The sequence below is a fragment of the Hymenobacter lapidarius genome (assembly GCF_001816145.1).
GTDB classification, from domain to species: Bacteria; Bacteroidota; Bacteroidia; order Cytophagales; family Hymenobacteraceae; genus Hymenobacter; species Hymenobacter lapidarius.
Genome location: NZ_MDZB01000109.1, coordinates 95,606 through 120,998 on the forward strand (window position 1 = coordinate 95,606; position 25,393 = coordinate 120,998).

Consider the following 25,393-nt stretch of genomic DNA (forward strand, 5'->3'; position numbering starts at 1 on the left):
CTGCTTAGCGCTGGGTAGCCGTGTCGGCGGGAGCGGCATTGTCGCCGGTCAGCTTGGCGCGGGGTACGGTGGTGCCTTTGGCCGGCTTGGTAGCCGGAGCGGCTGTGGTTTTTGCGGGGGTTTTGGCCGGGGCCGGCTTGGGGGCGGCGGGCGGCGGCGTGGCTTCGGGCTGGTCGGCGCCCAGGGTTTTCAGCCGCTGCTTAGCCGCTTCCACTATCTCAGCCACCGGGAACTTGTTGTCGATGATAGAGTTGAGCGTGCCGCGCGCCTGAAAATTATCGCCATCGGCGGCGTACACATCGGCCACCAGCAAGAATGCCCGGCCCTGCCACAGGGCATAATTGCCAAAATCCGAGTTCACTTTGAGCGCGGCCGCAATGGCCTCCTCGTTCTTCTTTTGTTTGAACAGGGTTTCGGCCAGGTAGTACTGCGCCTCGGCGCCGTTCACGTCGTTGGGCGCGGCCTTGGCGGCGGCGGCCAGCTCAGTGGCGGCCTGGTCCAGGTTGCCAGCGCGGTAGCTGGCCTTGCCCAGGTAGAGCAGGGCGGCGTTGGTGGCGTTGGCGGTGGCGCCGGCCTGGGTGCGCAGCTCTTCGGCTACGCGGCGGGCGCCGGGGTAGTCGCCAGCTTCATAGAGGCTGCGCATCTGGCCCAGCGTGGCATTGGCTACTTCGCGGCGGTTGGTGCTGGCGCCGCGCAGGCGCTCGTAGTTTTTGGCGGCTTCCGCGTAGTTATTGTTTTCAAACTCTAGGTCGGCGAGGCGGCCCACGGCGCGGTTCACAAACTCGCTTTTGCCTTCGGTCACCACGTCGCGCAGGCGGGTCAGGCCTTGCTGTTTATCACCCGTTTTCAAGTAAGAATCAGCCAAGAAGAAGCGGGCATCAGCCCCCAGCGCTGACTGCGGGTATTGCTTCAAGTAAGACTCCAGCCGTAGAATAGCAGGCTGGTATTTCTCAGCTAGATACAGCGACTTGGCTGCTTCGAATTCCACACTCTCGGTAGCCTTGCTGTCGGGGTTCTGCACCTTAAACGAGGCCAGCGCGGCATCAAACTCTTCGGTGCGGCCCAGCGCCGACAGGCTTTCCTGCAGGCTGTATAAGGCCTGCGAGGCGGCCTCGCTACGCGGGTAGCTGCTAAGCACACGCTGGAAGTCGGCCACGGCTTTTTCATGCTGCTGCAGGTTGGCGTACGATACGCCACGCTTCTGCAGGGCCTGGGGCACCAGGGGGCTGTTGGGCCGGTTGTCAATCAGGCGCGTGAAGCCGGTGGCGGCGGGCTGGTATTCTCCGGCCTCAAACGAGAGCTGGGCCTGCTGAAACACGGCGTCTTCGGCGTAGCGCGAGCTGGGGCTGGTTTTGAGCAAGGACGCGAGCGTGGCGTTGGCTTCATCGCGGCGGCCCATCAGGCCCAGCGTCCGGCCCTTCTGGTAGTAGGCGTAATCTTTATCGGCCGCGTTGGCCCGAATTACCTTATCGTAAAGCTCCAGGGCCTGCGCGTAGCTTTTGGCCACGTAGTAGGTGTCGGCCAGCCGCATGGTAGCGTCGTAGTAGTTAGGGTCGTCCGGCCTGGCGCTTTTGTCGTTGAGAAACGCCTGGAATTGGGGCCGGGCCCGGTCGTACTGCTTGGTGTTGTAGTAGGCATAGCCCAAACCGTAGCGCGCCTTTTGCTCAAACTCAACCTCCTCGGCGCTCACGCCGCCCTGCCGGGCCGCGCGGGCTGCCGCTACGTAGGCGCTGATGGCATCGGGGTATTGCTGGCCCACGCTATAAATCTCGCCGCGCAGCACCTGGGCGGCGGCCCGCAGGGCATCATCGGCCGGGTACTTCAGGGACTTGTCCAGCAGCGGCAGGGCGGCTCCGTAGTTGCCGTTGTTGTAGAGGGTAGCGGCCTGCGAGTACGCCACGCGCTGGTAGGTGGCATTGAGCTTATCGCTCCGGTCATCCAGGCCTTCGAGGTAGGACAGCGCCTGGGTAAAGTCGGTCGACTGTAGAAAGCCGGTGCTCAGCAAATCGTCGACGATGGGTTGGTTAGGAGAACGGGGGAATTTCTTTTGAAAATCGCGCAGCACGGCCACTACTTCGGGCAGATTGCCCAACTCGAATTGCACCTGCCCCAAACGCAGCGTGGCGTTTTCGGCCACGTTCTTGTCAAATGTGGCCTGCCGGGCCGCCTCAAAACCCGTAACGGCCTGGGGCTTCTGGTTGGCCTGCACGTAGCTCAAGCCGAGGTGATACGCCGCGTTCTGCCCCAGGGAATCGCGCAGCACGGCCACGTTTTTCAGGCTGGCAATAGCGCCCTTAAAGTCGCCCATCTTGTAATTGGCAAAGCCAATCTTGTACTGCAACGCCGGCTCGATGCGGCCCTTGTGCACAGTGGCGTACCGGTCGAAGTTCTCCGCCGCTTCCTTGTAGCGCTCCTTCTGGTAGTAAGCATCGCCGAGCAACAGCTGGATTTCGTCGGAGTTCTGGGGCGGCGGCGTGGTTTTCAACGCGTTTGAGGCGTAGCGAATCAGCTCATCGTAATTGCCCTCTTTGTAGTAAATCTGGGACATGATGGCCGGCACAACCGGCTTGTACGCGTCGTTTTGCTCGGCCACGGCCAGGTCGGCGCGGGCCGCGGCGTAATCACCGGCGCGGTAGGCCAGGTAGCCGGCGTAGTACGAGCTGGCGTATTTAAACTCCGTCTGGGCCTGCTTGCTGCGGTCAAACAGCAGGCGCGCTTTCTCGTATTCCTTCTCCTCGAAGTAGCTGTAGGCGAGTTTAAAGTCTGATTCACCGCGCTGGGCTACGCTTAAGTTATCCGGGGCTACTTTCTGGAAGTACTGAATGGCCGAGGCGTAGTTTTTCTGGTCGAAATAAAACTTGCCCAGCTCAAAATAGGCCACGGCTGAACGCGGATGCGCCGGGTGCTGCTCGGCAAAAGCCAGAATGAGGCCTTCGGCATCGGGGTGCAGCAGGTAGAGGCCGCTCACGGCGTAGTAGTACTCGGCATCGGCGGTGCGGTCGCCGGCCGTGGGGCCGCCCTGGCCGGTGGCGCGGGGCTCCACGGCCAAATACTGCCGGAATGCTTCCTGGGCCGCGCCGTATTGGCCACGGTCAAACAACTCCAACCCTTCCTGAAAAAACCGCTCGTCGGCGGCAAAAACCTGGGTTTGCTGGGCCTGGGCTGCCATTGGGGCCGCGGCACTCAGGGCGGCGGCCAGCGCGAGCCGGGGAAATAGCTTCATGTAAATACCGTACGTGGAGGGCCCGCACCGGGCCCGGGAAGTAGCCAAAAGTAGCGAAAAATGCCTGCAGGTTGCCCAATCAACGCAAATACTCCCCATCTGTTGCGGTGGTACCAGGCCAATTCCCCACCGGCAAACCGGGCGCAGCTCAACCCCCTACCTTCAGCTTTCTAGCCCAGCACGCCTTCCGGCACGTTGTGCAGAATCAGCCAGACCAGCTCGCGCAGGATTTCCCCGTCGTCCATCGAGCCGCTTTCTATGCCTTTGCTCTGGGCGTCGGCCCGGCGAACGAGGTGGATGATGTTCACTACCCGCTCGGCCGGATACGCCCGCATGGCCTGCTGGTACTCCTTTTGTGCAAAGCTGTTCATAATACCCAGCTTCTTGAACTCGCCATCGCCCGGATTGGGGCCGGCCTGGTGCAGCACCAGCAGCTTGGTGAAGAAGCCAAAGAGCAGCGTCAAATTGGGAATCAGTGGATTGGCCTTGGGGTTGGCGGCGAAGTAGCCCAGAATGCGGTTGGCCTTGAGTACGTCGCGCTGCACCAGGGCTTTTTGGAGCTCAAAAATGTTGTAGTCCTTGCTGATGCCCACCAGCCGCTGCACCAATTCCTCGTCGATGGCTTGGCCCGGCTGCAGGTTCAAAACCAGTTTGTCCACTTCGTTGGCCAAGCGGCCCAAATTAGCCCCCATGTACTCGGCCAACATGGCCGTGGCCTGCCCCGTTATCTGTTGGCCGCGGCTGCGCACGTTGGCCGTGAGCCACTGCGGCACCTGGTTGTCGTAGAGCTTTTTGCTGGTCATGAGCACCACCGGCGACTCTTTGCCGCTGAGCAGCTTGCCCAGCTTCTTGCGGCTGTCCAGGGTTTTGTGCTTGTAGCAAAACACCAGCACCGTGCTGGCTAAGGGGTTTTTGAGGTAAGCTTCCAGAAAAGGCCAGCTCCGCTCCTGCTCCAGGTCGGCCACGGTCTGGGCCTCTTTCACGATGACCACGGACCGCTCGGCCATCATCGGAAACCGCTTGGCCTGGCCCAGTATTCCGGTCACGTCGATGTCCTTGCCGTACACCACCACCTGGTTGAAGCTGCGCTCGTGCTCAGCCAGCGCGGTTTTCTCGATGAGGTCGGCTACCACGTCGATGTAATACGGTTCCTCGCCTTGCAGGAAGTACACGGGCTGAAACTGCCGCTGCTGCAGCTGCTTGAGGATGGCATCGGCGTCTAGTAGGGGCATGGAATTGGGGAACTTGGGGCTTAGCTGCTGTTCCGGCCCAAAATTAGGCCTTGGCAAAGGGCTGCCCTACCTTTGCCCACCTTTATTACAGCGGTATTTTTGAGCTTAGGAAGTTTCTGGTTTATCCAAGTCCCTAAGTCCCTAAGTCCCTAAGTTCCCAAGACCCCAACATTCCATGTCTCTCATAGAAGAACTCACCTGGCGCGGCATGTACCACGACGCCATGCCCGGCACCGCCGAACACCTGGCCACCAACGCGCCCATCACCGGCTACATCGGCTTCGACCCCACCGCAGCCTCCCTGCACATCGGCAACCTGGCCACCATCATGCTGCTGGTACACCTGCAGCGCGCCGGCCACCGGCCGGTGGCCCTGGTGGGCGGCGCCACCGGCATGATAGGCGACCCCAGCGGCAAATCGGCCGAGCGCAACCTGCTCGACGAGGACACCCTGCGCCTTAACCAGGCCGGCATCCGGGCGCAGCTGGAGAAGTTCCTGAACTTCACGGAGGGTCCCACCGGAGCGCTGGTGGTGAACAATTACGACTGGTTCAAGGAAATCGGCTTTCTGGGCTTCCTGCGCGAAGTGGGCAAACACCTCACCGTAAACTACATGATGGCCAAGGATTCGGTGAAGCGCCGCATCAGCGGCAACGAAGACAGCGGCGCCGACGGCCTTAGCTACACCGAATTCAGTTACCAGCTGTTGCAGGGCTACGACTTCGTACACCTCAATAAAACGCTGAATTGCACCCTGCAAATGGGCGCCAGCGACCAGTGGGGCAACATCACCACCGGCACCGAGCTCATCCGCCGCCTGAGCAACGCCGAGGGCCGCGAAGCCAAGGCCTATGCCCTCACCGGCCAGCTCATCACCAAGGCCGACGGCACCAAGTACGGTAAGTCCGAAACCGGCACCGTCTGGCTCGACCCCGCCCTCACCTCGCCCTACCAGTTTTATCAGTTCTTCTACAACGCCGCCGACGCCGACGCCCCGCGCCTCATCCGCGTGTTCACGCTGCTCACCGAGGCCGAAATAGTAGCCCTGGAAACCGAGCACGCCCAGGCCCCGCACCTGCGCGTGCTGCAAAAGGCCCTGGCCCGGGACGTGACCGCCCGCGTGCACTCTGTTGAAGCTACCGAGGCCGCCATCAGCGCCTCCGAGGTGTTATTTGGCCGCGGCGACCTCGCGGCGCTGCAGGCCCTGGACGAGGCCACGCTTCTCGACGTGTTTGCCGGCGTGCCCCATCTGCGCGTCCCGCGGGCCGATTTGGCGGGCCTCACCGCCGTGTCGTTGCTCAGCGAAGCCACCATGGGCAAAATCTTTCCCTCGAAGGGCGAGGCCAAAAAGATGATGAAGGACGGCGGCGTGAGCATCAACCGCGAGAAAGTAACCGTGGCCGAGGCCCCGGTTGATACCATGCCCCTGCTGGCCGGGAAGTTTCTCGTCGTTCAGAAAGGCAAAAAAAACTATTTCCTGGTGGAGGTGGCGTAACGCCAGGCAGCCCGCTCGACTACTTTAGCACGCACTACCACAAAAAAAGGCCCCGCTGCATGCAGCGAGGCCTTTTTGTTGGCATGAGCCTGGGCACAGCACCCACGAGCTTCAAAAGCCCGCCAGACGCCGTGGTTCAGACTACTTCTTCTTTGCAGGAGCAGCCTTCTTAGCAGCAGCAGGAGCGGCTTTCTTAGCAGCAGGAGCAGCCTTTTTAGCAGCAGGAGCAGCAGCAGCACCGGTGTTCTTGGTGTTCTGCACCTCGGTGCGGAACGCCTGAGCCATGGTCTTCAGCTCCTGCATGCCCTTGCGCACGCGGGTGCCGGCAGCAGCGTTCTGCTTGTCGTAGAATTTCGAAAAGTCGTCTTCGAGCGACATTACGAGGTCCTTCAGTTTGCCGAAATTGTTCATTTGGGTTTAGGGTTTGGGGTGAAAAATGAATTTGGTATGGTGTTAAGCCGGCCCTAATATACAGGGATTTCAAATGCAAGCAAGTTTTTCAATTTATTTCTAAAACCCCCTCCCCTGCTTTCAGAGGCCGATTTTGTTAAAAAAAAGGCCATTTCCGAAAAATCATTCCCACCCCGTTGTATTGGGATAGTACAAAAACAAAAACGCCGGCTGCCCTCATCGGCAACCGGCGCTAACTACGTCAGGAGGCTTTTTTAAGCAGTTTGGGGCGTGGCCGCCGCCTTGCTGTAGAGCCCTTTGTCGAGCTTGGCAGCCATGGCTTCAAAGGCCACAATCGTTTCCTGCACGTCGGAGAGCGTGTGCGTGGCCGTGGGGATGAGCCGGAGCATAATCACGCCCTTGGGAACCACGGGATACACCACAATGGAGCAGAAAATGCCGTGATTCTCGCGTAAATCGAAGGTTAGGGCCGTTGCGTCCGACAGTTCACCGTTGAGGAAAACGGGCGTCACCGGCGATTCGGTGGTGCCAATGTTGAAGCCTTTTTCGCGCAAACCGCTCTGCAGGGCCCGCACGATGGTCCAGAGCTGCTCACGGTATTCGGGGTGGTTGCGAATCAGCTCCAGGCGCTTGAGCGCGCCTATTACTAACGGCATGGGCAGCGATTTGGCGAAAATCTGGCTACGCATGTTGTATCGCAAATATTCAATCACACTTTCTTGTCCCGCCACGAATGCGCCAATGCTGGCCATGCTCTTCGCGAAGGTGTAAAAAATTAGGTCTACGCCGTCCTGGCAGGCCAAATGTTCGGCCGTTCCGGCGCCCGTGGGGCCCAGCGTGCCAAAACCATGAGCATCGTCCACGAAGATGCGGAAGTCGAATTTCTCCTTCAATTTCACGATTTCGGGCAGCTTACCCAAGTTGCCCGACATGCCGAACATGCCCTCGGTAATCACCAGGATGCCGCCGCCGGTTTCGTCGGTGAGGCGCTTGGCGCGCTCCAGCTGCTTTTCGAGGCTGGCCATGTCGTTGTGGTTAAACACGAACCGCTTGCCTTGGTGCAGGCGCACCCCGTCGATGATACAAGCGTGCGACTCGGCGTCGTACACAATGACATCGTGGCGGTTCACCAGCGAATCGATGATGCTCACCACGCCCTGGTAGCCGAAGTTGAGCAAGAGGGCACCGGGCTTGTTCACGAAGTCGGCCAGCTCGTTTTCCAACTGCTCGTGCAGGCTGGAGTTGCCGCTCATGATGCGCGCGCCCATGGGATAGGCCATGCCGTATTCGCTGGCGCCGTCCACGTCGGCCTGCCGCACCTCGGGGTGGTTGGCCAGGCCCAGGTAGTTGTTCAGGCTCCAGGTCAGCACCTCTTTGCCACGAAACTGCATACGAGGTTGGATTTGACCTTCCAGCTTGGGAAAGGCAAAATAGCCGTGGGCGTAGTGCGATTGCGAACCCAAAGGGCCGCGGTTGGCCGAAACCCGGTCGAAAATATCCACTGAAAAAACGGGGTGTTAGTTGAAGGTTAAATGCAGAAGAAGGGCCAGTTTAGCTGGGTACCGTCAATTTAGACTGGCCTATTTACAAAGATAGCCCCAGGCCGCCCATGTACACAATTTGGGCTTAATAACGCCATCATGCGGCTGATGTTTGCAACTGGCGTGCAGTTTCCAACTTTCTTTGTGGTCGACTTCCGCCTGCACCGAGCCCCGCAGCCCGTTTTACCGGGTGATGCGTAGCCCTCTGCTGGCCCCTGCTTCGGCCTGTTGTACCCACTGAAACGCGTTTTTGCGCTTTTCGAGGCCAACTTACTCACCCAACTTTCCGCTCCCCCGCACCCATGAAAAAAATCACCAAGCTGCTCGTTGCCAACCGCGGCGAAATTGCCCTGCGCATCCTCCGCTCCGCCAAGGAAATGGGCATTTCCACCGTGGCCATCTACTCCGAGGCCGACCGCAACGCCCTGCACGTGCGCTACGCCGACGAAGCCGTGTGCGTGGGCCCGCCCGCTTCAAAAGACAGCTACCTGCGCGGCGACAAGATTCTGGCCGTGTGCCAGGAACTGGGGGTTGATGCCATTCACCCCGGCTATGGCTTTTTGAGCGAAAACGCTGGCTTTGCCCGCGCGGTGCGGGCGGCGGGCTTAATTTTCGTGGGGCCCTCGCCCGAGGCCATGGAGATTATGGGCGACAAGCTCTCGGCCAAGCAGGCCGTGAAAGCCTACAACATCCCGCTGGTACCCGGCACCGACGAGGCCATTTCCGACGTGCCCGCCGCCAAGCGGATTGCGCAGGAAGTGGGCTTCCCCATCCTCATCAAGGCCTCGGCCGGCGGTGGCGGCAAGGGCATGCGGATTGTGAACAACGCATATGAGTTTGAGGAGCAGATGCAGCTGGCCATCAACGAGGCGGTTTCCGCCTTTGGCGATGGGGCGGTGTTCATCGAAAAATTCGTGACCGGCCCGCGCCACATCGAAATTCAGGTGCTGGGCGATGAGCACGGCAACATCGTGCACCTGTTCGAACGCGAGTGCAGCATTCAGCGCCGGCACCAGAAGGTAATTGAGGAGGCCCCTTCCTCGGTGCTCACGCCCGCCCTGCGCGCCCAGATGGGCCAGTGCGCCGTGGACGTGGCCCGCGCCTGCGACTACACCGGCGCCGGCACCGTGGAATTCCTGCTCGACGACCAGCACAACTTTTATTTCCTGGAGATGAACACCCGCCTTCAGGTAGAGCACCCCGTGACGGAGCAAATCACGGGACTGGATTTGGTGAAGGAGCAAATCCGGGTGGCCCAGGGCGAGCCCCTCGCCTTCGCACAAGAGGACCTCACTATCACCGGCCACGCCCTGGAGCTGCGCGTGTACGCCGAAGACCCGCAAAACAACTTCCTTCCGGACATCGGAACCCTCACCACCTACGTGCGCCCCCAGGGCCCCGGCGTGCGCGTCGACGACGGCTTCGAGCAGGGCATGGACATCCCGATTTACTACGACCCGATGATAGCAAAGTTGGTCACTTTCGGCGCCGACCGCGCCGAGGCCATTGCCCGCATGCTACGGGCCATCGAGGAATTTAAAATCGTCGGCATCGAAACCACGCTGCCTTTCGGGGCCTACGTGCTCCGCCACCCCGCCTTCGTAAGCGGCGATTTCGATACGAACTTCATCAAAGACCATTTCACTCCCGCCAACCTCGCCCCCACCGCGCCGGACGAGGCCACGGCCAAAGTTGCCGCCGCGCTGGGCGCAATGCTGCTGGAGACGAAAAAACCCAAGACGGCATCAGCAGCTGGCGGGACTGCCAACGAAGAGGGTTCGGGTTGGCGCAGGAACCGGGCGGGCGGGCGGTAGGGCTATTGTGTTGAAAAGGGAAAGCCTAGCTATTTGCCGGGCGTTTCTTTTTCAAGTGCTACTATCATTTTGTTGAGCCGGCGCTTCGCATGGTCGCCAAGAAGTATTTGCATGCATCACCTTCGTTGATAAAAGTTTTCAAAATCGATTTTTTGCCTCTCTCGCTGTAATAAACCTCCCATCCATGGGGAGCTTTGTCAATGGTATAGGTCTCATCCAGTAATCCTCGGCTGAGGTATAAACCTCGCAACTTCTCTGCGATAAGGGCTTCTTATAAAGCTTTGAGATTCATTTTTCGTTACTAAAGATTTGAGAAGGAGATTTGGGGACTTCGCTTTCAACCTTCCTTAATCCGCGGGTCAAACTCAAAATCCTCCCAGCCTACAATGCGAACCTGCCCAAAATCCGGGTGGCGGGTATTGAGCACGTAATTGTGCTCGTGGGCGATGATGGAGGACGGCACCCGCAGGATGGCCGCTGTCTGGCGCTGATACCAATTGGCGCCCAAGGGCTGGCAGCGGGCGTAGTGGCGCGGCAGATGCCACTCAGGAGGCATTTGGTTCAGGGCTAATTCTTCTACTGCTAGAGAACCCGGCACGTCGATGCGGATGACTTTGAAGAGGCTGTTGAGGCCTTCGCCGCTGCGGTGCACCACGTTTTCAAGGCAGGCTAGGGCGCGGCTGCCGGCGGCGTAAATGACCAGCTGGCCGCGCAGGTTCCAGCGGCCGGGGTTGCCGGAAGCCACTAGTTCCTTGGCGTACTTGGCCAGGCAAATACGGTAGATTTCCACGCGTTGGGCTTAGGCCAGGTCGCCGTGGGCAATGCGGTCCACTTCATCGGCCACTAGGTCGATACCGCCGCTGGTTTCGAGCAGTAGCAGCGGTGCTTGGTTGTCGAGGCCGTAGGCGGGTTTGTCGAGCCAGCGCCGGAAAGCGGGGACCGAGCCAAACACTTCTTCGCCCTGGCGCGCCAAGGTCAGCAGCTTCAGCACCTGCTCACTCGGGGCCGGCGCCAAGCGCTTCTTGGCCTGGCGGTAGGTGCGCATGGTTTTGGTGGTGGTATGCAGCAGGTCGGCCAATTCGTCGGCGCTTAGTTGCAGCAGCTCAGCCACGGCAAATGCGGTATTGGCCAGCACGCCGGTGCGCGCTTCCATCACCAGCGCGAAAGAATCGGCCACGGTGGCTTGCAGTCCGAGCAAGGCAGGCGAATAAACAGCGGAAGAATGAGCAGCGGCAGTCATGCGAACAGGCGAAGGAAACAAACCCGATAATGGGAATATTTTCCCTAATAACGGGAAAATATTCCATTTCGTTTCATAGCCCCGTCCAACGCAATGCGCTGGCGCCCCCAATATTACGCACAAGGCGCATCATCAGCACCTGATTAACAATGGGTTTTACAGCAGCGTCGTCACGTCGCGCACGCCCACCGGCCGGTGCACCGTGAATCCCTCGCCAAACTCCACTCCTATCATGTGCCCAAATTCCCGGGCCCGGGCTTCTAGAAACTTAGAGAACTCCTCGCTCGACAGATAAGTACTCGGCTCGTCGATGTTGGGATTAAAAAACTGCGTACCGTAGGCCTGAATGGAAGCCCACTTGCCCGGCCAATGCGCCGAAATGTCCACCACAAATGCGGGCACAATGGCCCGGTCCTGGACGTAGTGGTACACATTTTTAGGCCGCCAAGGAGCTTGCGGCTGCCCATCCGGGCCCATGGTCTCTATCATGCGCAAGCCGGCCAGGAAGCAGGCATCGGTAGCTAATTGGGCACCCCGGCCATGGTCGGGATGCCGGTCATGTATGGCATTGCAGAGCACTACTTCGGGCTGGTAGCGCCGAATGGCGGCAATGAGCGGCAGCTGATGCTCCCGGTCGTTGCGGAAGAAGCCATCGGGCAAACCCAGGTTCTCCCGCGCGCTCAGGCCCAGCACCAAGCTGGCCGCGGCGGCCTCGGCGGCCGGGTGGCCGGGGTGCCGCGGGTACCCAGCTCCCCCCGCGTGAAGTCCACTATCCCAATTTTCTTGCCCGCGGCGGCGGCGGCCAGCATGGTTCCGGAGCACGACATCTCCACGTCATCGGGGTGAGCGCCCAGGGCCAGAATGTCGAGCTTCATATGAAATGGATTATTGGTGATGGATTGTCTATGAAAATAAAAAAGCGGGGGATGCCTGTGACCAGAACGCAAACCGGCCTGCACTCACCGGCAAAGGGCAGTGCAGGCCGATAAGTGCTACTTTATCCGGAGCTTGCGGCCGGGCTGCAAGGTCTTCACCCCAGGGTTAAGTCGCTTCAGGGTGCTTAGTCCCACGCCGTATTTTTCGGCCACTTCGGAGAGCGTATCACCAGACCGCACCGTGTGGTTCACTGTTTGCCGCGCGCGGGATGGGCTGTTCTTGCTACTCCGGCTACTACTGCTCCGGCTGCTGCTACTTCGGTGCCCCACAGCCCGGCTGTAATAGTTGAATAGCTGGGAGGTTATGGTAAAATTATCCTGCCGCAGCTTATACCCGGGAAAGTCGTAAATCAATGCCGGGTCGATGGGATTGCCCTGGTAGCGCACCTCGAAGTGCAGGTGCGAGCCGGAACTGCGCCCCGTGCTGCCGCCGTAGCCAATGAGCTGGCCTGCTTTCACAAACGTGCCCACTTTCACCAGCGCTTTGCTCATGTGGCCATAAATGGTTTCGAGGCCGTTGTAATGCCGCACCAGCACGTAGTTGCCGTAGCCGCCGCCGTCCCAGGCACTGATGCGCACCACCCCGTCATAAGCCGATTTCACCGAGTCGCCGGTGGCCAAGTCCAGGTCCATGCCGTAGTGCCAGCGGTATCCCCGGAAGGCAAAAGCCGACGTAATGGGCGTGGTAACCAGAGGCATTTTGGCGTAGCGCTGCCGGGGCGGGTCCACCAGCCGGAGCTTGAGCGAGTCGCGGTAGCTGCGGCCATCCACCCGGTAAGGGTTCACGCTGTGCGTGTCCCAGATGGAGTAATAGCCCGCCACCTTCACCCACGAGGAGTCAATGAGCACTTCCTCCGACATCTCTACGATTTCCTGCCCGCCTTCATTCAGGCGCGACGTGTCCTCGCTCACAATGCTGAGCTTTTTGGCCGGATTAAAGTAGATGGATTTGGCCGCGTCCGAGCCGTCGTCAGGCAATTCTTCCGTCTCAATAACGGTGGTAGTGTCGGGGCGCACGTAGCGCATTTTGGGCGTTTTAGCCCGGAAAAAGTCCGAGTTGCCGGTGGTGGTACCGGCCCGGGCTTTGGTGCGTGGCGTCTTGCGGCGCTGCGCCTGGACCGAATTGAGGCCCGCCAGCACCAGCAATAGTGCCAGTAGCAGCAAGACCGGCCGCCAGGTTGTTGTTTTCAGTAAGGTCAAAAGCGAACAGGAATAAGGCCGTGAGCGCAGGACCAAGCAGTCCCCGCCCACGTGCCATTCAGTCTAAGCAAAAAAGTCAGAAAAGACGAGCCACAAAGCTCCTCCTTCCTAACACGTCGATGCAAGGGTTTTAGTGTGCGCCCAGCGCCGCTAAATAGCGTTCTGCGTCGAGGGCCGCCATGCAGCCCGTACCGGCCGCCGTCACGGCCTGCCGGTAGGTGTAGTCCTGCACGTCGCCGCAGGCAAATACGCCGTCAATGTTGGTCTTGCTCGTACCGGGAATGGTTTTCAGGTAGCCTTGCTCGTCGTGGGTCAGGTAGGACTGGAAAATCTTCGAGTTGGGCTCGTGGCCAATGGCAACAAAGAAGCCGGTCAGGGCTATTTCGCGCGTTTCCTGCGTCAACAGGTTCTTCACTCGCACCCCTTCCACGACGTGCTCCCCCAGGATTTCATCCGTCACGGTATCGAACAGCACCTCAATCTTGGGATTGTCCAGCACGCGCTGTTGCATAATTTTTGAGGCTTTCATCTCGCCCTTGCGCACTATCATGGTCACCTTGCTGCACAGGTTGGCCAGATACGTAGCCTCTTCCGCGGCCGTGTCGCCGGCGCCCACAATGGCCACTTCTTGCCCGCGGTAGAAGAACCCGTCGCACACGGCGCAGGCCGATACGCCCGAGCCATTGAGCCGTGCCTCCGATGGAATGCCCAGCCATTTAGCCGAAGCACCGGTGGCGATGATGACGGTGTCTGCCGTCAGCTCCAGCGTTTCGTCAATGGTGATTTTACGCGGCGTCACCGTGAAATCTACCGCCGTGGCAATGCCGTAGCGAATATCGGTGCCAAAGCGGGCGGCCTGCTTTTTCAGGTCTTCCATCATCTGCGGCCCGTTCACGCCATCGGCGTAGCCGGGAAAGTTCTCCACGTCGTTGGTAATGGTCAGCTGGCCACCGGGCTGCAGGCCCATGTACATAACGGGTGCCATATTGGCCCGCGCCGCGTAGATAGCAGCCGTGTAACCAGCAGGGCCGGAGCCAATAATCAGGCATTTAATGTGTTCAGCCATTGCATTGTGCGGTAAGCTTTAGCTTGCCGTCTTGAATGTGAATTTCAAAATAGAATTCCTCCGGCAAGCCACAGCTTACCGTGTGAGTTGTACAAAAAACCCCAACCTGACGGTCGGGGTTTCTTATTCTGCAAAACTAATTGATTAGCCGAGATAAGGCTTCAGGGCTTTCGAGCGCGAAGTGTGGCGCAGGCGACGAATGGCCTTCTCCTTAATCTGACGCACCCGCTCGCGGGTCAGGTTAAATTTCTCACCGATTTCCTCCAAAGTCAACGCCGCTTCGCCGTTCAACCCGAAGTACAAAGTAATAACATCCGCCTCGCGCTTAGTGAGCGTGCTCAGGGCGCGCTGCACTTCCTTGCGGAGCGAGTCGTTCATCAGGGCCATGTCCGGCGACTCTTCGTCCTCGTTTTCGAGCACGTCGAGCAAACGGTTTTCCTCACCCTGCACAAACGGCGCATCCACCGATACGTGGCGGCCCGAGATTTTCAGGGTGTCGACCACTTCAGAAGTAGTCAACTCCAACACTTCAGCAATTTCTTCAGGAGAAGGCTCGCGCTCAAACTTCTGCTCCAACTCCGAGAAGGATTTGCTGATTTTATTCAGCGAACCCACGCGGTTCAGGGGCAGACGCACGATGCGGCTCTGCTCGGCCAGTGCCTGCAGAATGGACTGGCGAATCCACCACACGGCGTAGGAGATGAATTTAAAACCACGGGTTTCGTCAAAGCGCTTGGCCGCTTTGATGAGGCCGAGGTTGCCCTCGTTGATGAGGTCGCCCAGCGAAAGGCCCTGATTCTGGTACTGCTTGGCCACCGACACCACGAAACGCAGGTTGGCTTTGGTCAATTTCTCCAGCGCTTGCTGGTCTCCGTCGCGGATGCGCTGCGCTAACGTCACTTCCTCGTCGGGCGTGAGCAAATCAACCTTGCCAATCTCCTGGAGGTACTTGTCCAGCGACTGGCTTTCGCGGTTGGTAATCTGCTTACTAATTTTTAGCTGTCTCATGGGACTAGGTAAGAACGATATCTGATGGGGTTAATACGTAAGAAAAAGCCGCCCGGCCCGTCCCTAAGTCAGAGGTAGCCAACAGGCTTCCTCCAACATTAGTTCGGGACCACGGCGCCTGACTAAGCCTGAGCTTCGCCGTTGCTGGCCGCGGCCGCTTCGGGCTTGGGCAGCAGCACCTTGCGCGAGAGCCGGTACTTGCCCGTTTTCTTATCGATTTCCACCAGTTTTACGTCAATGTCCTGGCCCACTTCCAACAAACCCTCCAGCGTCTGAATCCGCTCGTGCGTCACCTCCGAGATGTGCAGCAGACCGTCTTTGCCCGGCATGATTTCCACGAAAGCGCCGTAGGGCTGGATGCTGCGCACTTTGCCTTTGTACACTTCGCCCACTTCCGGCTGCGCCGCAATGGCGCGGATGCGGTCGATGGCGCCCTGCATGTCGTCCTGATTGGCCGCGTAAATGCTTACGTGGCCTTTCTCGTCCTTCTCCTCGATAATAACCGTGGCATTGGTGTCCTTCTGAATCTGCTGAATCACCTTGCCGCCCGGGCCGATAATGGCGCCGATAAACTCTTTGTCAATCAGCATTTTGTGCGAGCGGGGCGTGTGCGCTTTCAGCTCGGCGGCTGGCGCGGCAATGGTCTTGGCCATTTCACCCAGAATGTGCAGGCGGCCTTCGCGGGCCTGGTGCAGCGCGGCGGTCAGAATCTCATTGCTCAGGCCCTGGATTTTGATGTCCATCTGGCAGGCGCAAATGCCTTTCTCAGTGCCGGTTACTTTGAAGTCCATGTCGCCGAGGTGGTCCTCGTCGCCGAGGATGTCGCTCAGCACGGCGTAATCGCCGGTTTCCTTATCCTGCACCAGACCCATGGCGATACCAGCCACGGCAGCCGAAATCTTCACGCCCGCGTCCATCAGCGCCAGCGAGCCGGCGCAGACGGTGGCCATCGAACTGGAACCGTTCGACTCCAGGATGTCCGACACGATGCGGATGGTGTAGGGGTTTTCGTCGTCCGAAGGCAATACCTGCTTCAGCGAGCGCAGGGCCAGGTTGCCGTGGCCGATTTCGCGGCGGCCAGCGCCCCGGTTCGGCTTTACTTCGCCGGTCGAGAAACCGGGGAAGTTATAATGCAGCATGAATTTCGAGTAGCCCTTGCTCAGCGGCTGGTCCACAATCTGCTCGTCGAGCTTGGTACCAAGCGTGGCCGTGGTCAGGCTTTGGGTCTCGCCGCGGGTGAAGATGGCCGAGCCATGCGCACCGGGCAAATAGTTGATTTCCGACCAGATGGGGCGGATTTCGGTGAGCTGGCGACCGTCAAGACGCACCCGTTCCTTCACCATCATATCGCGAATGGCCTTCTTCTCAGCCGAGCCATAGTAGCGGCTGAACATCTTCATGTTCAGCTCCGCATCCACGGCCAGCAAGTGCTCCAGCACGGCTTTTTTCACCTTGCCAAAGCCTTCCTTGCGGCCGCCTTTGCTGGTGTTGCCGCTGCGGGCCACATCGTAGGCACCTTGGTACACGGCGTCGAGAATAGTCTTTTTCAGTTCCTCGTTCTCCTCGTACTTGGGATACTCGCGGGTGGGCGAGTCGGCCGTGCGGCCCACGGCCTCAGCCAGGTCCTTCTGCAACTGGCACTGGGCCTTGATGGCTTCGTGGCCGAAGGCAATGGCCGCCACCATTTCTTCTTCGCTCACTTCCTTCATGGCACCTTCCACCATGGCCACGGAATCGGCGGTTGCGCCCACCATCAGGTCCATGTCGGCGCGGGCCAGGTCCGAAGTCTTGGGGTTAATCTGGAACTGGCCGTCGATGCGCGCAACGCGCACTTCGGAAATCGGACCAGCAAACGGAATGTCAGAAATCGACAGCGCGGCCGAGGCAGCCAAAGCGGCCAGGGCATCGGGCTGAACTTCTTTGTCGGCCGAGATGAGGGTAATCATTACCTGCACCTCGTAATGGTAGTCCTTGGGGAACATCGGCCGCAGGATGCGGTCGACGAGGCGGCACACCAGGATTTCGTAATCGCTCAGGCGGCCTTCGCGGCGCTGAAACGAGCCGGGAATCTTGCCGGCCGAGCCGAATTTCTCCTGGTAGTCCACCGACAGGGGCAGGAAGTCAACGCCGTCGCGCTGGCTTGGGGCCGAAACCACCGTGGCGAGCAGCATGGTATCGCCGAGGCGAACAACGACCGCACCGTCGGCGAATTTGGCCAGGCGGCCGGTTTCAATGGTGATAACACGGCCGTCGGGCAGCGCTAAAGATTTGGTAATGGCGTGGGGTTGGGACATCAGCGGGATTTGCTTGGAAAAGCGACAGCGGGCGAGCAGCCAAAAACGAGCGCCTCGGCGGCCCTCGTTACTCAAGATATTTCAACAACAGTGCGCCGATGCAAATCAGTGTCACGGGCCAGCCTCGGCGCAAAACCGACCCGAACAAAAAAAGAGTAGGGAACCTTCGTTGGAAGGCTCCCTACTCTCAGATTCTGGACTTACTTACGGATGCCCAGTTCCTTGATGATGGCGCGGTAGCGATTGATTTCGCGGTGCTGCAGGTAATCCAGCATGCTGCGACGCTTACCTACGAGCTTCAGAAGGCCCAGGCGGGTGCTGTGGTCCTTCTTGTTCACCTTCAGGTGCTCGGTGAGATGAATAATACGGTGGGTGAAGAGTGCAATCTGCGACTCGGCCGAACCGGTATCGGACTTTACTTTCTGCAGGCTGTTCTTTTCGAAAATGGCCTGTTTCGCTTCGGTGGTTAAAATCATCGGCTGATAGGTATTACCCCGTCTTAGATTTAAAGATGTAAAAAATGTTGATTTGATACCCCACACATTGGGGTGCCGCAAAGGTACGCAATTTTAGAACAGGATAAAAGCGCGAAACTGGAATTTTTCGGCATCCTGCAGCAACGCTACTCTTCTACCGGCTGCGTTATTTTTCGCAAACCGGGAATTCCCAAGCGTTGGGGCAGGCGCCGCCAGAAGTCCAACTCCAACAGGCCCGAATCGTTGTAAGCCTGGTAGAGGAAGAAAAGTCCCGCGGGCAGCAGCAGCAGGTTTGACATCCACATGCCAATGCCCACCGGCATCACAAACTCCCGGCCGTACTTCTCCCCCATGATGCTGAGCACGTAGTAGATGATGAAGAACAGAATGGAAACCAGAATGGGCACGCCCAAGCCGCCTTTCTTGATGATGGCGCCCAGCGGTGCCCCAATCAGGAACATGAGCAGTACGGCCACCGACTGCGAGTATTTGCGGTAAACTTCGATACGGAACATGGCCGAATTGCGGGCGTAGTCGTCGAGGCGCTCGGCGGTGGAGCTGGCAAAGGCCCGCAGGTTGTTGGCCCGGTTGCCGGCCTGCTGGAAAATAGTGGCCGATGGCGGAGCCAGCCGGGAAGCCGGCACCACCAACGCTTCAACTTTGCGGTTGGCCGCCCGGCCCGTGGTATCAAACCGCAGAAAGGTAAAATACGCGTTGGTTTGGCGCACAACCAAGCTCTGCTCGGTACGCATTCGTTTCTGTACCGAATCAGCCGCGCTGTGCAGCTGCGGGATGTTGAGCATCATACGGTTTGTCGAGAACAGTTCCTCCTGCGTCCGGCCCAAATCGAAGGAAGCCAGGGAAAACGTGACCAGGTTGTGGTCGAACCCCTGGCGCGTGAACGACGCGCCAGCCCGGTTCTGCATGTCTGGCTGCTCGATGTAGGTATTGCCGTGAAACAGTTCCAACCCCAGGTAGGCGCCTCCAAAACGGGTAAACATCCGGCCCGAATCTGCCAGGATAACCGTGGCATTGCCCGACTTCTGGGTGTGGTCATAAATCATGACGCCGTGCAAACGGTCGCCGTTTTCGCCCGTTTTCCTATCTACCTTAATGGTGTAGCCGGGAATACCGTTGTAAAAGACACCTTCCCGGATATCGAGGGCTAGCTTCTGCTGCCGCACATCCCACAGCAGGCTGTACGCTTTCAAATTAGCCCGCGGCACGATGGTTTCATTAAACCAAAACGCCCCCACCGCCAGGCCAATAGTAACCAGTAACACCGGCCGCAAAATACGGGTTAGAGCAATGCCTGAGGCCTTGATGGCCGTAAGCTCGTGGTGCTCGCCGAGGTTGCCATACGTCATCAGCGAAGACAGCAACACGGCCAGGGGCAACGATATGGGCACGATGAGCACGCTGAAAAAGAACAGCAGCTGCAGCAGCACCCCGGTGCCCAGGTCCTTGCCGATGATGTCATCGAGGTACTTGAGCAGCGTGTGCGTGAGCAGTATGAACTGCACCACGGCAAACGTGAGCAAAAAAGGACCGGCAAAGGCCTTTAAAATAAGCTTGTCGAGCTTTTTGAGCATAGGTACGGCACCGGCTCCAAGTGAGCGGCCAGCGCAGAAACGTGGGTTGAGACAAAAAAGTACCGCACAGGGCAATCAGAAAGCTTGTGCGGCGGAAAGCACCAACGTGCTTACCCTCCTACCTGCTCACGCAGCTTGGACACCAAGCTTTCCCACATTTCCTGCTGCTCGTCGTTGTCCTGGGACGGGGAGTAGTCAATTACCCGCAGGTACACTTCGTCTGTTACTTGCGAGGAATCAAGCGTGAATTCCAAAAAGCTGGGGTCAGCCACCATTTGACGGTTTTCGCCAAGAAAAACAAAGCGCACGGCGCGGTTCAGGCGCTGACCCGAGATTTCGGCGTAATGATTTTCCTGGTCCCAGATAAAGTTGAGGCGTTGGCCTTCCACATACCGCACGTCGTCGCAAAACCATTGCGACAGGCCCGAAGCCGTGGCCAGATAAGGAAAAAGTATTTTGGGCGAAGCGTTGATGGGGAATTCCACCAAGAAGCGCGTTTTTGCTTGGATATCAGGCAGAGCCATAAGATTTAAAAACGAAGGGGCTTGGTCAAACCGCAGCTTGAACCGGCCACAAGGGAGAAATACAGCATTTTTTACCCCAGCACCTTGCGTCGGGGCTATTTGTAGCGTTACCTTTGCACCCACAAAAAATACCCCGGCGGGGTAGCTCAGTTGGTTAGAGCACAGGATTCATAACCCTGAGGTCACGAGTTCAACTCTCGTCCCCGCTACTTCGGAAACCGTTTCAGCTGCGTGCTGAAGCGGTTTTTTTGTATCTGGTGGGGTTAGAATTAGAAGAACAATCGTTATTCCAATCAACATGGAGGGGGCTGGCAACGCCCCCCTCCGAAGCGGGTAGGTTAAAAACCAAGAAAACGCTGGACCCTAAAAAAGGCCAGCGTTTTCTTGGTTTTTAACGAACAAAGGCAATTATTTTGCCTTTTCCACGATGCCTTTGAAAGCAGCAGGATGATTCAGAGCCAAGTCAGCCAGCACTTTGCGGTTGAGTTCAATGCCAGCCTTTTTCAGGCCGCCCATCAACTGCGAGTACGACAGGCCGTGCTCCCGAGCACCGGCGTTGATACGTTGAATCCAAAGAGCACGGAACTCGCGCTTCTTTACTTTACGGTCGCGGTAGGCATACAAGAGGCCTTTTTCAACGGCGTTCTTGGCTACGGTCCATACGTTTTTGCGACGGCCGTAATAGCCTTTCGCCAAACGCATGATTTTCTTGCGGCGGTGGCGCGAGGCCACATGGTTGACACTTCTTGGCATAACCTAGAGAGTTTTTGGCAGCCGGCGACGGGTTAAGTCTTAAAGCCGGAAGCCTGGTGAAATTTTTATGACAAATTAGAAATTCAACATCTGGCGCACGCGGTTCATGTCGGCGCTGCTCACAAGACCGGTGCGGGTCAAATTACGCTTCTGCTTGGTCGTCTTCTTGGTGAGGATGTGTGATTTGAAGGCGTGCTTCCGCTTCACCTTGCCCGTTCCGGTGAGCGCAAAGCGCTTCTTAGCACCGGATTTCGTCTTTACTTTCGGCATTGTAGTAAGTGTTGGAGGGTTGGTTGTTGATTGTTGATTGCTGACTGACCGGTGGTCGGGAAGCCATCTTCAACCGAGTAAAATCTATTCGGCGGCGTCGGCAGCGGGTGCTGGTGCCGTTTCGGCGTTCTGTTCAGTGGCTTCGGCTTTGGGCTCAGCAATAGGTTTTGAAGCTTTGGGCTTGGCATCTGCCGGGGCGGCAGGCTTGGCGGCGGCTTTGGCTACTACCGCAGCTTTGGGCGCGAGGTAGAGAAACATGCGTTTGCCTTCAAGCTTAGGCAACTGCTCTACTTTAGCCAGGTCCTCAAGAGCCTGGGCAAATTTGAGCAGCAGGATTTCGCCCCGCTCTTTGAACACGATGCTACGGCCCACAAAGTGCACGTAGCTCTTGATTTTGGCGCCTTCACGGAGAAATTCCTGGGCGTGCTTTACCTTGAAGGCAAAGTCATGCTCGTCGGTGTTAGGACCGAAACGAATTTCTTTGAGCACGACCTTGGTCTGCTTGGCCTTGAGCTCGCGGGTTTTCTTCTTCTGCTCGTACTTAAATTTCGAGTAGTCGATGACGCGGCAAACGGGGGGCGTGGCCGTGGGCGAAATCTCAACGAGGTCGAGATTCTGGTCCTGGGCCATTTTCCGGGCTTGGTCGGTGGGATACACACCTTGTTCGACGTTATCGCCAACAAGGCGGACTTCCCGCGCGAGGATTTTCTGGTTGATTTTGAACGGCTCTTCCACCTGCTGGCGGGGCACGTACCGACGATTCGGGGCTGCTATGGTATGGTCCTCCTCCTAAAAAAAGTGGCGGGAAATGAGATTCTGGGCGTTTTAGGCCGGGTAAGGCCTGGCAATCAGGGGGCAAATATCGGTATTTTTAATTGAAAAGGCAAGCGAGTTGCCCAATCTATTTGCCTGTCAGGGCAAAAAGGACGTCACGCTGGGCGAAGCCGTAGCACCTCTATTGTTCAACTATTCCAAGTCACATGAATTAGCATTGCGGTAGAGATGCTTCGGCTTTGCTCAGCATGACGACCTCTTTACCCTGACGGGAAAGCTTGGTTAATAGGCTTCTACTATCTGGCTTTGCACGCTTTTTACGAAGGCATCAAGTGGCATGGAGCCGAGGTCGCCTTCGCCGTGCTTGCGCACCGAAATGATGTTATCCTGGGCTTCCTTCTCCCCCACCACGAGTAGGTAAGGGATTTTGCCCATTTCGGCATCCCGGATTTTGCGGCCAATACGCTCGTCGCGGGCATCTACAGTGCCGCGCAGCTCGCGCTGCTCCAGTTGGGCTTTCACCTCGTTGGCGTAGTCGATGTACTTATCCGAGATGGGCAGCACAATGAACTGCTCGGGCGTGAGCCAGAGGGGGAAGTTGCCGGCACAATGCTCGATGAGCACGGCCACGAAGCGCTCCAGCGAACCGAAGGGCGCGCGGTGCAGCATCACGGGGCGCTGCTTGGTGTTGTCGGGGGCCACGTACTCGAGGTCGAACCGCTCGGGCAGGTTGTAGTCGACCTGGATGGTGCCGAGCTGCCAGCGGCGGCCCAGGGCGTCGCGCACCATGAAGTCGAGCTTAGGGCCGTAGAAGGCGGCCTCGCCCAGCTCGGTGGTGGTGCTGAGGCCTTTTTCGGCGGCAGCTTCCTGAATGGCGCTTTCGGCCAGAGCCCAGTTTTCGTCGGAACCGATGTACTTGGTTTTGTTCTCGGGGTCGCGCAGGCTGATTTGAGCCGTGTAGTCTTCAAAACCGAGGTTTTTGAAAACGTAGAGCACCAGGTCAATCACCTTCTTGAACTCGTCCTTCACTTGGTCGGGACGGCAGAAGATGTGGGCGTCGTCCTGCGTGAAGCCGCGCACGCGGGTGAGGCCGTGCAGCTCGCCCGACTGCTCGTAGCGGTACACGGTGCCGAATTCGGCGTAGCGCACGGGCAGGTCGCGGTAGCTGCGGGGCTCGGTTTTATAGATTTCGCAGTGGTGGGGGCAGTTCATCGGCTTGAGGAAGAATTCCTCGCCGGGGTTGGGTGTTTTGATGGGCTGGAAAGAATCAGCGCCGTATTTCTCGTAGTGGCCGCTGGTCACGTACAGCTCCTTAGAGCCGATATGGGGCGTGACGACGGGCTGGTAGCCAGCTTTCACCTGGGCTTTGCGCAGGAACTGCTCGAGGCGCTCGCGCAGGGCCGTGCCTTTGGGCAGCCACAGGGGTAGGCCCGCCCCTACTTTCTCGGAGAAAGCAAACAGCTTCAGCTCTTTGCCGAGCTTGCGGTGGTCGCGGCGCTTGGCTTCTTCAAGGCGTTCGAGGTATTCAGTGAGGTCCTTGGCCTTGGGGAAAGTGATGCCGTAGAGGCGCGTGAGCTGCTTGTTTTTCTCATCGCCGCGCCAGTAGGCCCCGGCCACGTTCATCAGCTTAGCGGCCTTGATGGTGCTGGTGTCGGGGATGTGCGGGCCGCGGCAGAGGTCGGTGAAGCCGCCCTGGGTGTAGAAGGTGATTTGGCCGTCTTCGAGGCCGTCAATCAGCTCCAGCTTGTAGGGGTCCTGCTTTTCGGTGAAGTAGGTAATGGCATCGGCTTTGGAAACGTCCTTGCGTTCGTAACGGCTTTTGTTTTTGGCCAGCTCCAGCATCTTTTTCTCGATTTCCGGGAAGTCCTCGCTGCTGATGCTGCGGCCTTCGCCGAGGTCCACATCGTAGTAGAAGCCGTTTTCGATAGCGGGGCCAATGGCCAGCTTCACGCCGGGGTACAGCGCCTCCAGGGCTTCGGCCATGAGATGAGCCGAGGAGTGCCAGTAGGTTGATTTGCCAGCGGTGTCGTTCCAGGTCAGGATTTCGACGGTGGCATCATCGGTAAAGGGGCGGTGGAGGTCGCGGACTTCGCCGTTGACGCGTACGGCGAGGGCATTGCGGGCGAGGCCTTCGCTGATGCTGCTGGCCAAGGCGTGGCCCGTAGAGCCGGACTCGACCTGGCGAACCGAGCCGTCGGGGAGGGTGATGTTGAGCATAAGAATGGGAGTGATGCGCCCAGGGGGCAAAGCAGGGCGCAAGTTAGCACCCCTGAATGGAGTGGCCCTATTTTCGGAACGGAAGAAAGTAGTACGCGACTATCTGGCCTCAGGGCGCAGCGGGGGCAACGGACTGATGGGCAGGAGTCTGGTGGGCGCAGCCGGCCGGCGGTAGTACCGCGGGGAGGTGCGGAGGCTGTCGGGGAGCTGCGCCTGGACGCGGTCTGCGGTTTTCCATACTTTATACGTCCAGTGCTGGTTGCCGGGGTTTTCGGCTACCAGCCGGCGGAACTGCACCAGGGCTTCGGGCAGGCGGTTCTGGGATTCCAGGGCCTCGGCAAGTAAGGCGCGGGCCTGGGGCAGGCGGGGATTGCGACGCAGGGCCCGCTGGAAGTGCTGAATAAGAGCGGCGGGCTTGCGCTCCCGGGCGGCGGCCAGGCCCAGGCGGTAGTCGGCCCGGTACACGGTGCTGTCGAGAACCAAGGCCTGGCGGTAATACCATAGGGCACTATCCGGGCGGCCCTGCAGTTCCAGTTGCCGGCCGTAATCGTACTTTAAGAGCCCGGAAGTGGTGTCGAGCCGCATGCCCAATGCCGCGAAACGGGCGGCATCGGTGGGCATGCGCCAAGCGTTGAGCAGAAAGGCCAGCTGGTGCAGAATTTCGGGTTGGCGCGGGTCGCGGGCTAAAGCATCCTGCAGGTACTGAACGGCCGTTGAGGTATCGGCAATGGCGGCATAGGCCAATCCTTTGTAGAAAAGAGCGGCAGGCTGGTCGGGGTCGAGGCGCAGGGTGCGGTCTAAGTTGTCGAGCGCGGCCGTGTAGTTGCGGGAGGCTAGCTGGGTTTCGCCCACGAGCAGCGGCAGCTCGGGACCCGAAAACCCGCGCTGCGCGGCCTGGCGAGCAGCAGCTAGTGCCGTTGGGAGCTGGCCCAGGGCGCGCAAAACCCGGGCCTGCAGAAAGTACAGGCTCCCGTCCGAATCATCAATTTCGAGCGCGGCAGCTACGTCGCGCAGGGCAGCTTGCGGCTGGCCGGCCGCCAACAGCAGCGAGGCCCGACGCGCCAGCAGCGCCGTATTGCGCGGCTCACGGGCAATGGCGCCGTTGAGCTCTTCGGCCTGAACCCGGGGCCCGCTTTGCACCGTCGCCAAATCGACGAGAGTATCGGGCCGCTCACTGGGCTCATTGGAGCACGCAGTCATTATCGAGACCGACAAAAGGCCCAGAATACACTTAAATAGCCGCAATTTAATCATGTGAGTAACCGGAATTGCTGCCTTGACATAAGCTGGTAGTTGTCGCTGTTCCTCTGGCGAAAAAGCGAACAGCA

20 protein-coding genes, 1 tRNA gene and 2 pseudogenes are annotated in these 25,393 nt (G+C 58.8%); 3 read left to right on the forward strand and 20 right to left on the reverse strand.

The window, feature by feature from the left end:
- Positions 1-4: 4 nt before the first annotated feature.
- Together BEN47_RS11600 and holA are read right to left on the reverse strand one after the other, a co-directional pair.
- Positions 5-3,223 (reverse strand): tetratricopeptide repeat protein, encoded by a 3,219-nt coding sequence (locus BEN47_RS11600; protein WP_070728580.1) that lies wholly within the window; start codon positions 3,221-3,223, stop codon positions 5-7.
- Positions 3,224-3,393: 170 nt separating this feature from the next.
- Positions 3,394-4,455 carry a DNA polymerase III subunit delta gene (gene holA, locus BEN47_RS11605; RefSeq protein WP_070728581.1) on the reverse strand — a complete coding sequence of 354 codons (1,062 nt, stop codon included), beginning with the start codon at positions 4,453-4,455 and terminating at the stop codon, positions 3,394-3,396.
- Between the two features lie 175 nt (positions 4,456-4,630).
- On the opposite strand from holA, the gene tyrS reads away from it, so the two are divergent.
- Positions 4,631-5,950: a tyrosine--tRNA ligase gene (tyrS, locus tag BEN47_RS11610; RefSeq protein ID WP_070728582.1), complete on the forward strand. Its 1,320-nt coding sequence runs from the start codon at positions 4,631-4,633 to the stop codon at positions 5,948-5,950.
- Positions 5,951-6,190: 240 nt separating this feature from the next.
- On the opposite strand, the pseudogene BEN47_RS22660 reads toward tyrS, so the two are convergent.
- Positions 6,191-6,361, reverse strand: a pseudogene (locus BEN47_RS22660) (BF3379 family histone-like protein); the annotation flags it as partial.
- Positions 6,362-6,615: 254 nt separating this feature from the next.
- Complete coding sequence (locus BEN47_RS11620; protein ID WP_070728583.1) at positions 6,616-7,863, reverse strand: aminotransferase class I/II-fold pyridoxal phosphate-dependent enzyme; 1,248 nt, start codon at positions 7,861-7,863, stop codon at positions 6,616-6,618.
- Between the two features lie 341 nt (positions 7,864-8,204).
- Between BEN47_RS11620 and accC the strand changes: the two genes are divergently transcribed.
- Positions 8,205-9,716, forward strand: coding sequence for an acetyl-CoA carboxylase biotin carboxylase subunit (accC, locus tag BEN47_RS11625; protein ID WP_070728584.1), 1,512 nt, complete (start codon positions 8,205-8,207; stop codon positions 9,714-9,716).
- Positions 9,717-10,053: 337 nt separating this feature from the next.
- Here the strand turns inward: accC and BEN47_RS11630 are convergent, their stop codons facing one another.
- The 11 genes from BEN47_RS11630 to BEN47_RS11675 all read right to left on the reverse strand — a co-directional run bounded on the left by BEN47_RS11630 (position 10,054) and on the right by BEN47_RS11675 (position 20,051).
- A complete protein-coding gene (locus tag BEN47_RS11630; protein WP_070728585.1) occupies positions 10,054-10,506 on the reverse strand; it encodes an RES family NAD+ phosphorylase in 453 nt (150 codons plus the stop codon).
- A 9-nt stretch (positions 10,507-10,515) separates the two neighbouring features.
- Positions 10,516-10,956, reverse strand: coding sequence for an Xre family toxin-antitoxin system antitoxin (locus tag BEN47_RS11635; RefSeq protein ID WP_083322352.1), 441 nt, complete (start codon positions 10,954-10,956; stop codon positions 10,516-10,518).
- A 156-nt stretch (positions 10,957-11,112) separates the two neighbouring features.
- Positions 11,113-11,649 (reverse strand): bacillithiol biosynthesis deacetylase BshB1, encoded by a 537-nt coding sequence (bshB1, locus tag BEN47_RS11640; protein WP_317039508.1) that lies wholly within the window; start codon positions 11,647-11,649, stop codon positions 11,113-11,115.
- Complete coding sequence (locus tag BEN47_RS22665; RefSeq protein WP_317039509.1) at positions 11,637-11,831, reverse strand: PIG-L family deacetylase; 195 nt, start codon at positions 11,829-11,831, stop codon at positions 11,637-11,639. The genes bshB1 and BEN47_RS22665 overlap by 13 nt, the downstream gene beginning before the upstream one ends.
- A gap of 117 nt (positions 11,832-11,948) precedes the next feature.
- Positions 11,949-13,091: a peptidoglycan DD-metalloendopeptidase family protein gene (locus tag BEN47_RS22670; protein ID WP_317039510.1), complete on the reverse strand. Its 1,143-nt coding sequence runs from the start codon at positions 13,089-13,091 to the stop codon at positions 11,949-11,951.
- A gap of 130 nt (positions 13,092-13,221) precedes the next feature.
- Complete coding sequence (trxB, locus tag BEN47_RS11650; RefSeq protein ID WP_070728586.1) at positions 13,222-14,157, reverse strand: thioredoxin-disulfide reductase; 936 nt, start codon at positions 14,155-14,157, stop codon at positions 13,222-13,224.
- Positions 14,158-14,301: 144 nt separating this feature from the next.
- Positions 14,302-15,165, reverse strand: coding sequence for a sigma-70 family RNA polymerase sigma factor (locus tag BEN47_RS11655; protein WP_035566352.1), 864 nt, complete (start codon positions 15,163-15,165; stop codon positions 14,302-14,304).
- A 122-nt stretch (positions 15,166-15,287) separates the two neighbouring features.
- The gene (gene pnp / locus BEN47_RS11660; RefSeq protein WP_070728587.1) at positions 15,288-17,459 is read right to left on the reverse strand and encodes a polyribonucleotide nucleotidyltransferase; all 2,172 of its coding nucleotides are present in this window, start codon (positions 17,457-17,459) and stop codon (positions 15,288-15,290) included.
- Between the two features lie 200 nt (positions 17,460-17,659).
- Positions 17,660-17,935: a 30S ribosomal protein S15 gene (rpsO, locus tag BEN47_RS11665; RefSeq protein ID WP_070728588.1), complete on the reverse strand. Its 276-nt coding sequence runs from the start codon at positions 17,933-17,935 to the stop codon at positions 17,660-17,662.
- A 146-nt stretch (positions 17,936-18,081) separates the two neighbouring features.
- Positions 18,082-19,527, reverse strand: a complete 1,446-nt coding sequence (locus tag BEN47_RS11670; protein WP_070728589.1) for an LptF/LptG family permease — start codon at positions 19,525-19,527, stop codon at positions 18,082-18,084.
- Positions 19,528-19,637: 110 nt separating this feature from the next.
- Positions 19,638-20,051 (reverse strand): START-like domain-containing protein, encoded by a 414-nt coding sequence (locus BEN47_RS11675; RefSeq protein ID WP_070728590.1) that lies wholly within the window; start codon positions 20,049-20,051, stop codon positions 19,638-19,640.
- A gap of 135 nt (positions 20,052-20,186) precedes the next feature.
- On the opposite strand from BEN47_RS11675, the gene BEN47_RS11680 reads away from it, so the two are divergent.
- Positions 20,187-20,260 (forward strand) — tRNA-Met (locus BEN47_RS11680).
- Positions 20,261-20,459: 199 nt separating this feature from the next.
- On the opposite strand, the gene rplT is transcribed toward BEN47_RS11680, so the two are convergent.
- From rplT to BEN47_RS11705, 5 genes and pseudogenes are all read right to left on the reverse strand, one after another.
- A complete protein-coding gene (gene rplT, locus BEN47_RS11685) occupies positions 20,460-20,804 on the reverse strand; it encodes a 50S ribosomal protein L20 (protein WP_070728591.1) in 345 nt (114 codons plus the stop codon).
- Positions 20,805-20,879: 75 nt separating this feature from the next.
- Complete coding sequence (gene rpmI, locus BEN47_RS11690) at positions 20,880-21,074, reverse strand: 50S ribosomal protein L35 (RefSeq protein ID WP_070728592.1); 195 nt, start codon at positions 21,072-21,074, stop codon at positions 20,880-20,882.
- Positions 21,075-21,290: 216 nt separating this feature from the next.
- A pseudogene (gene infC, locus BEN47_RS11695) lies at positions 21,291-21,848 on the reverse strand (translation initiation factor IF-3); the annotation flags it as partial.
- Between the two features lie 282 nt (positions 21,849-22,130).
- Entirely contained in the window at positions 22,131-24,065 is a 1,935-nt protein-coding gene (gene thrS / locus BEN47_RS11700; protein ID WP_070728594.1) for a threonine--tRNA ligase, read from the reverse strand.
- A 99-nt stretch (positions 24,066-24,164) separates the two neighbouring features.
- The gene (locus BEN47_RS11705) at positions 24,165-25,265 is read right to left on the reverse strand and encodes a tetratricopeptide repeat protein (RefSeq protein WP_070728595.1); all 1,101 of its coding nucleotides are present in this window, start codon (positions 25,263-25,265) and stop codon (positions 24,165-24,167) included.
- Positions 25,266-25,393 lie beyond the last annotated feature (128 nt).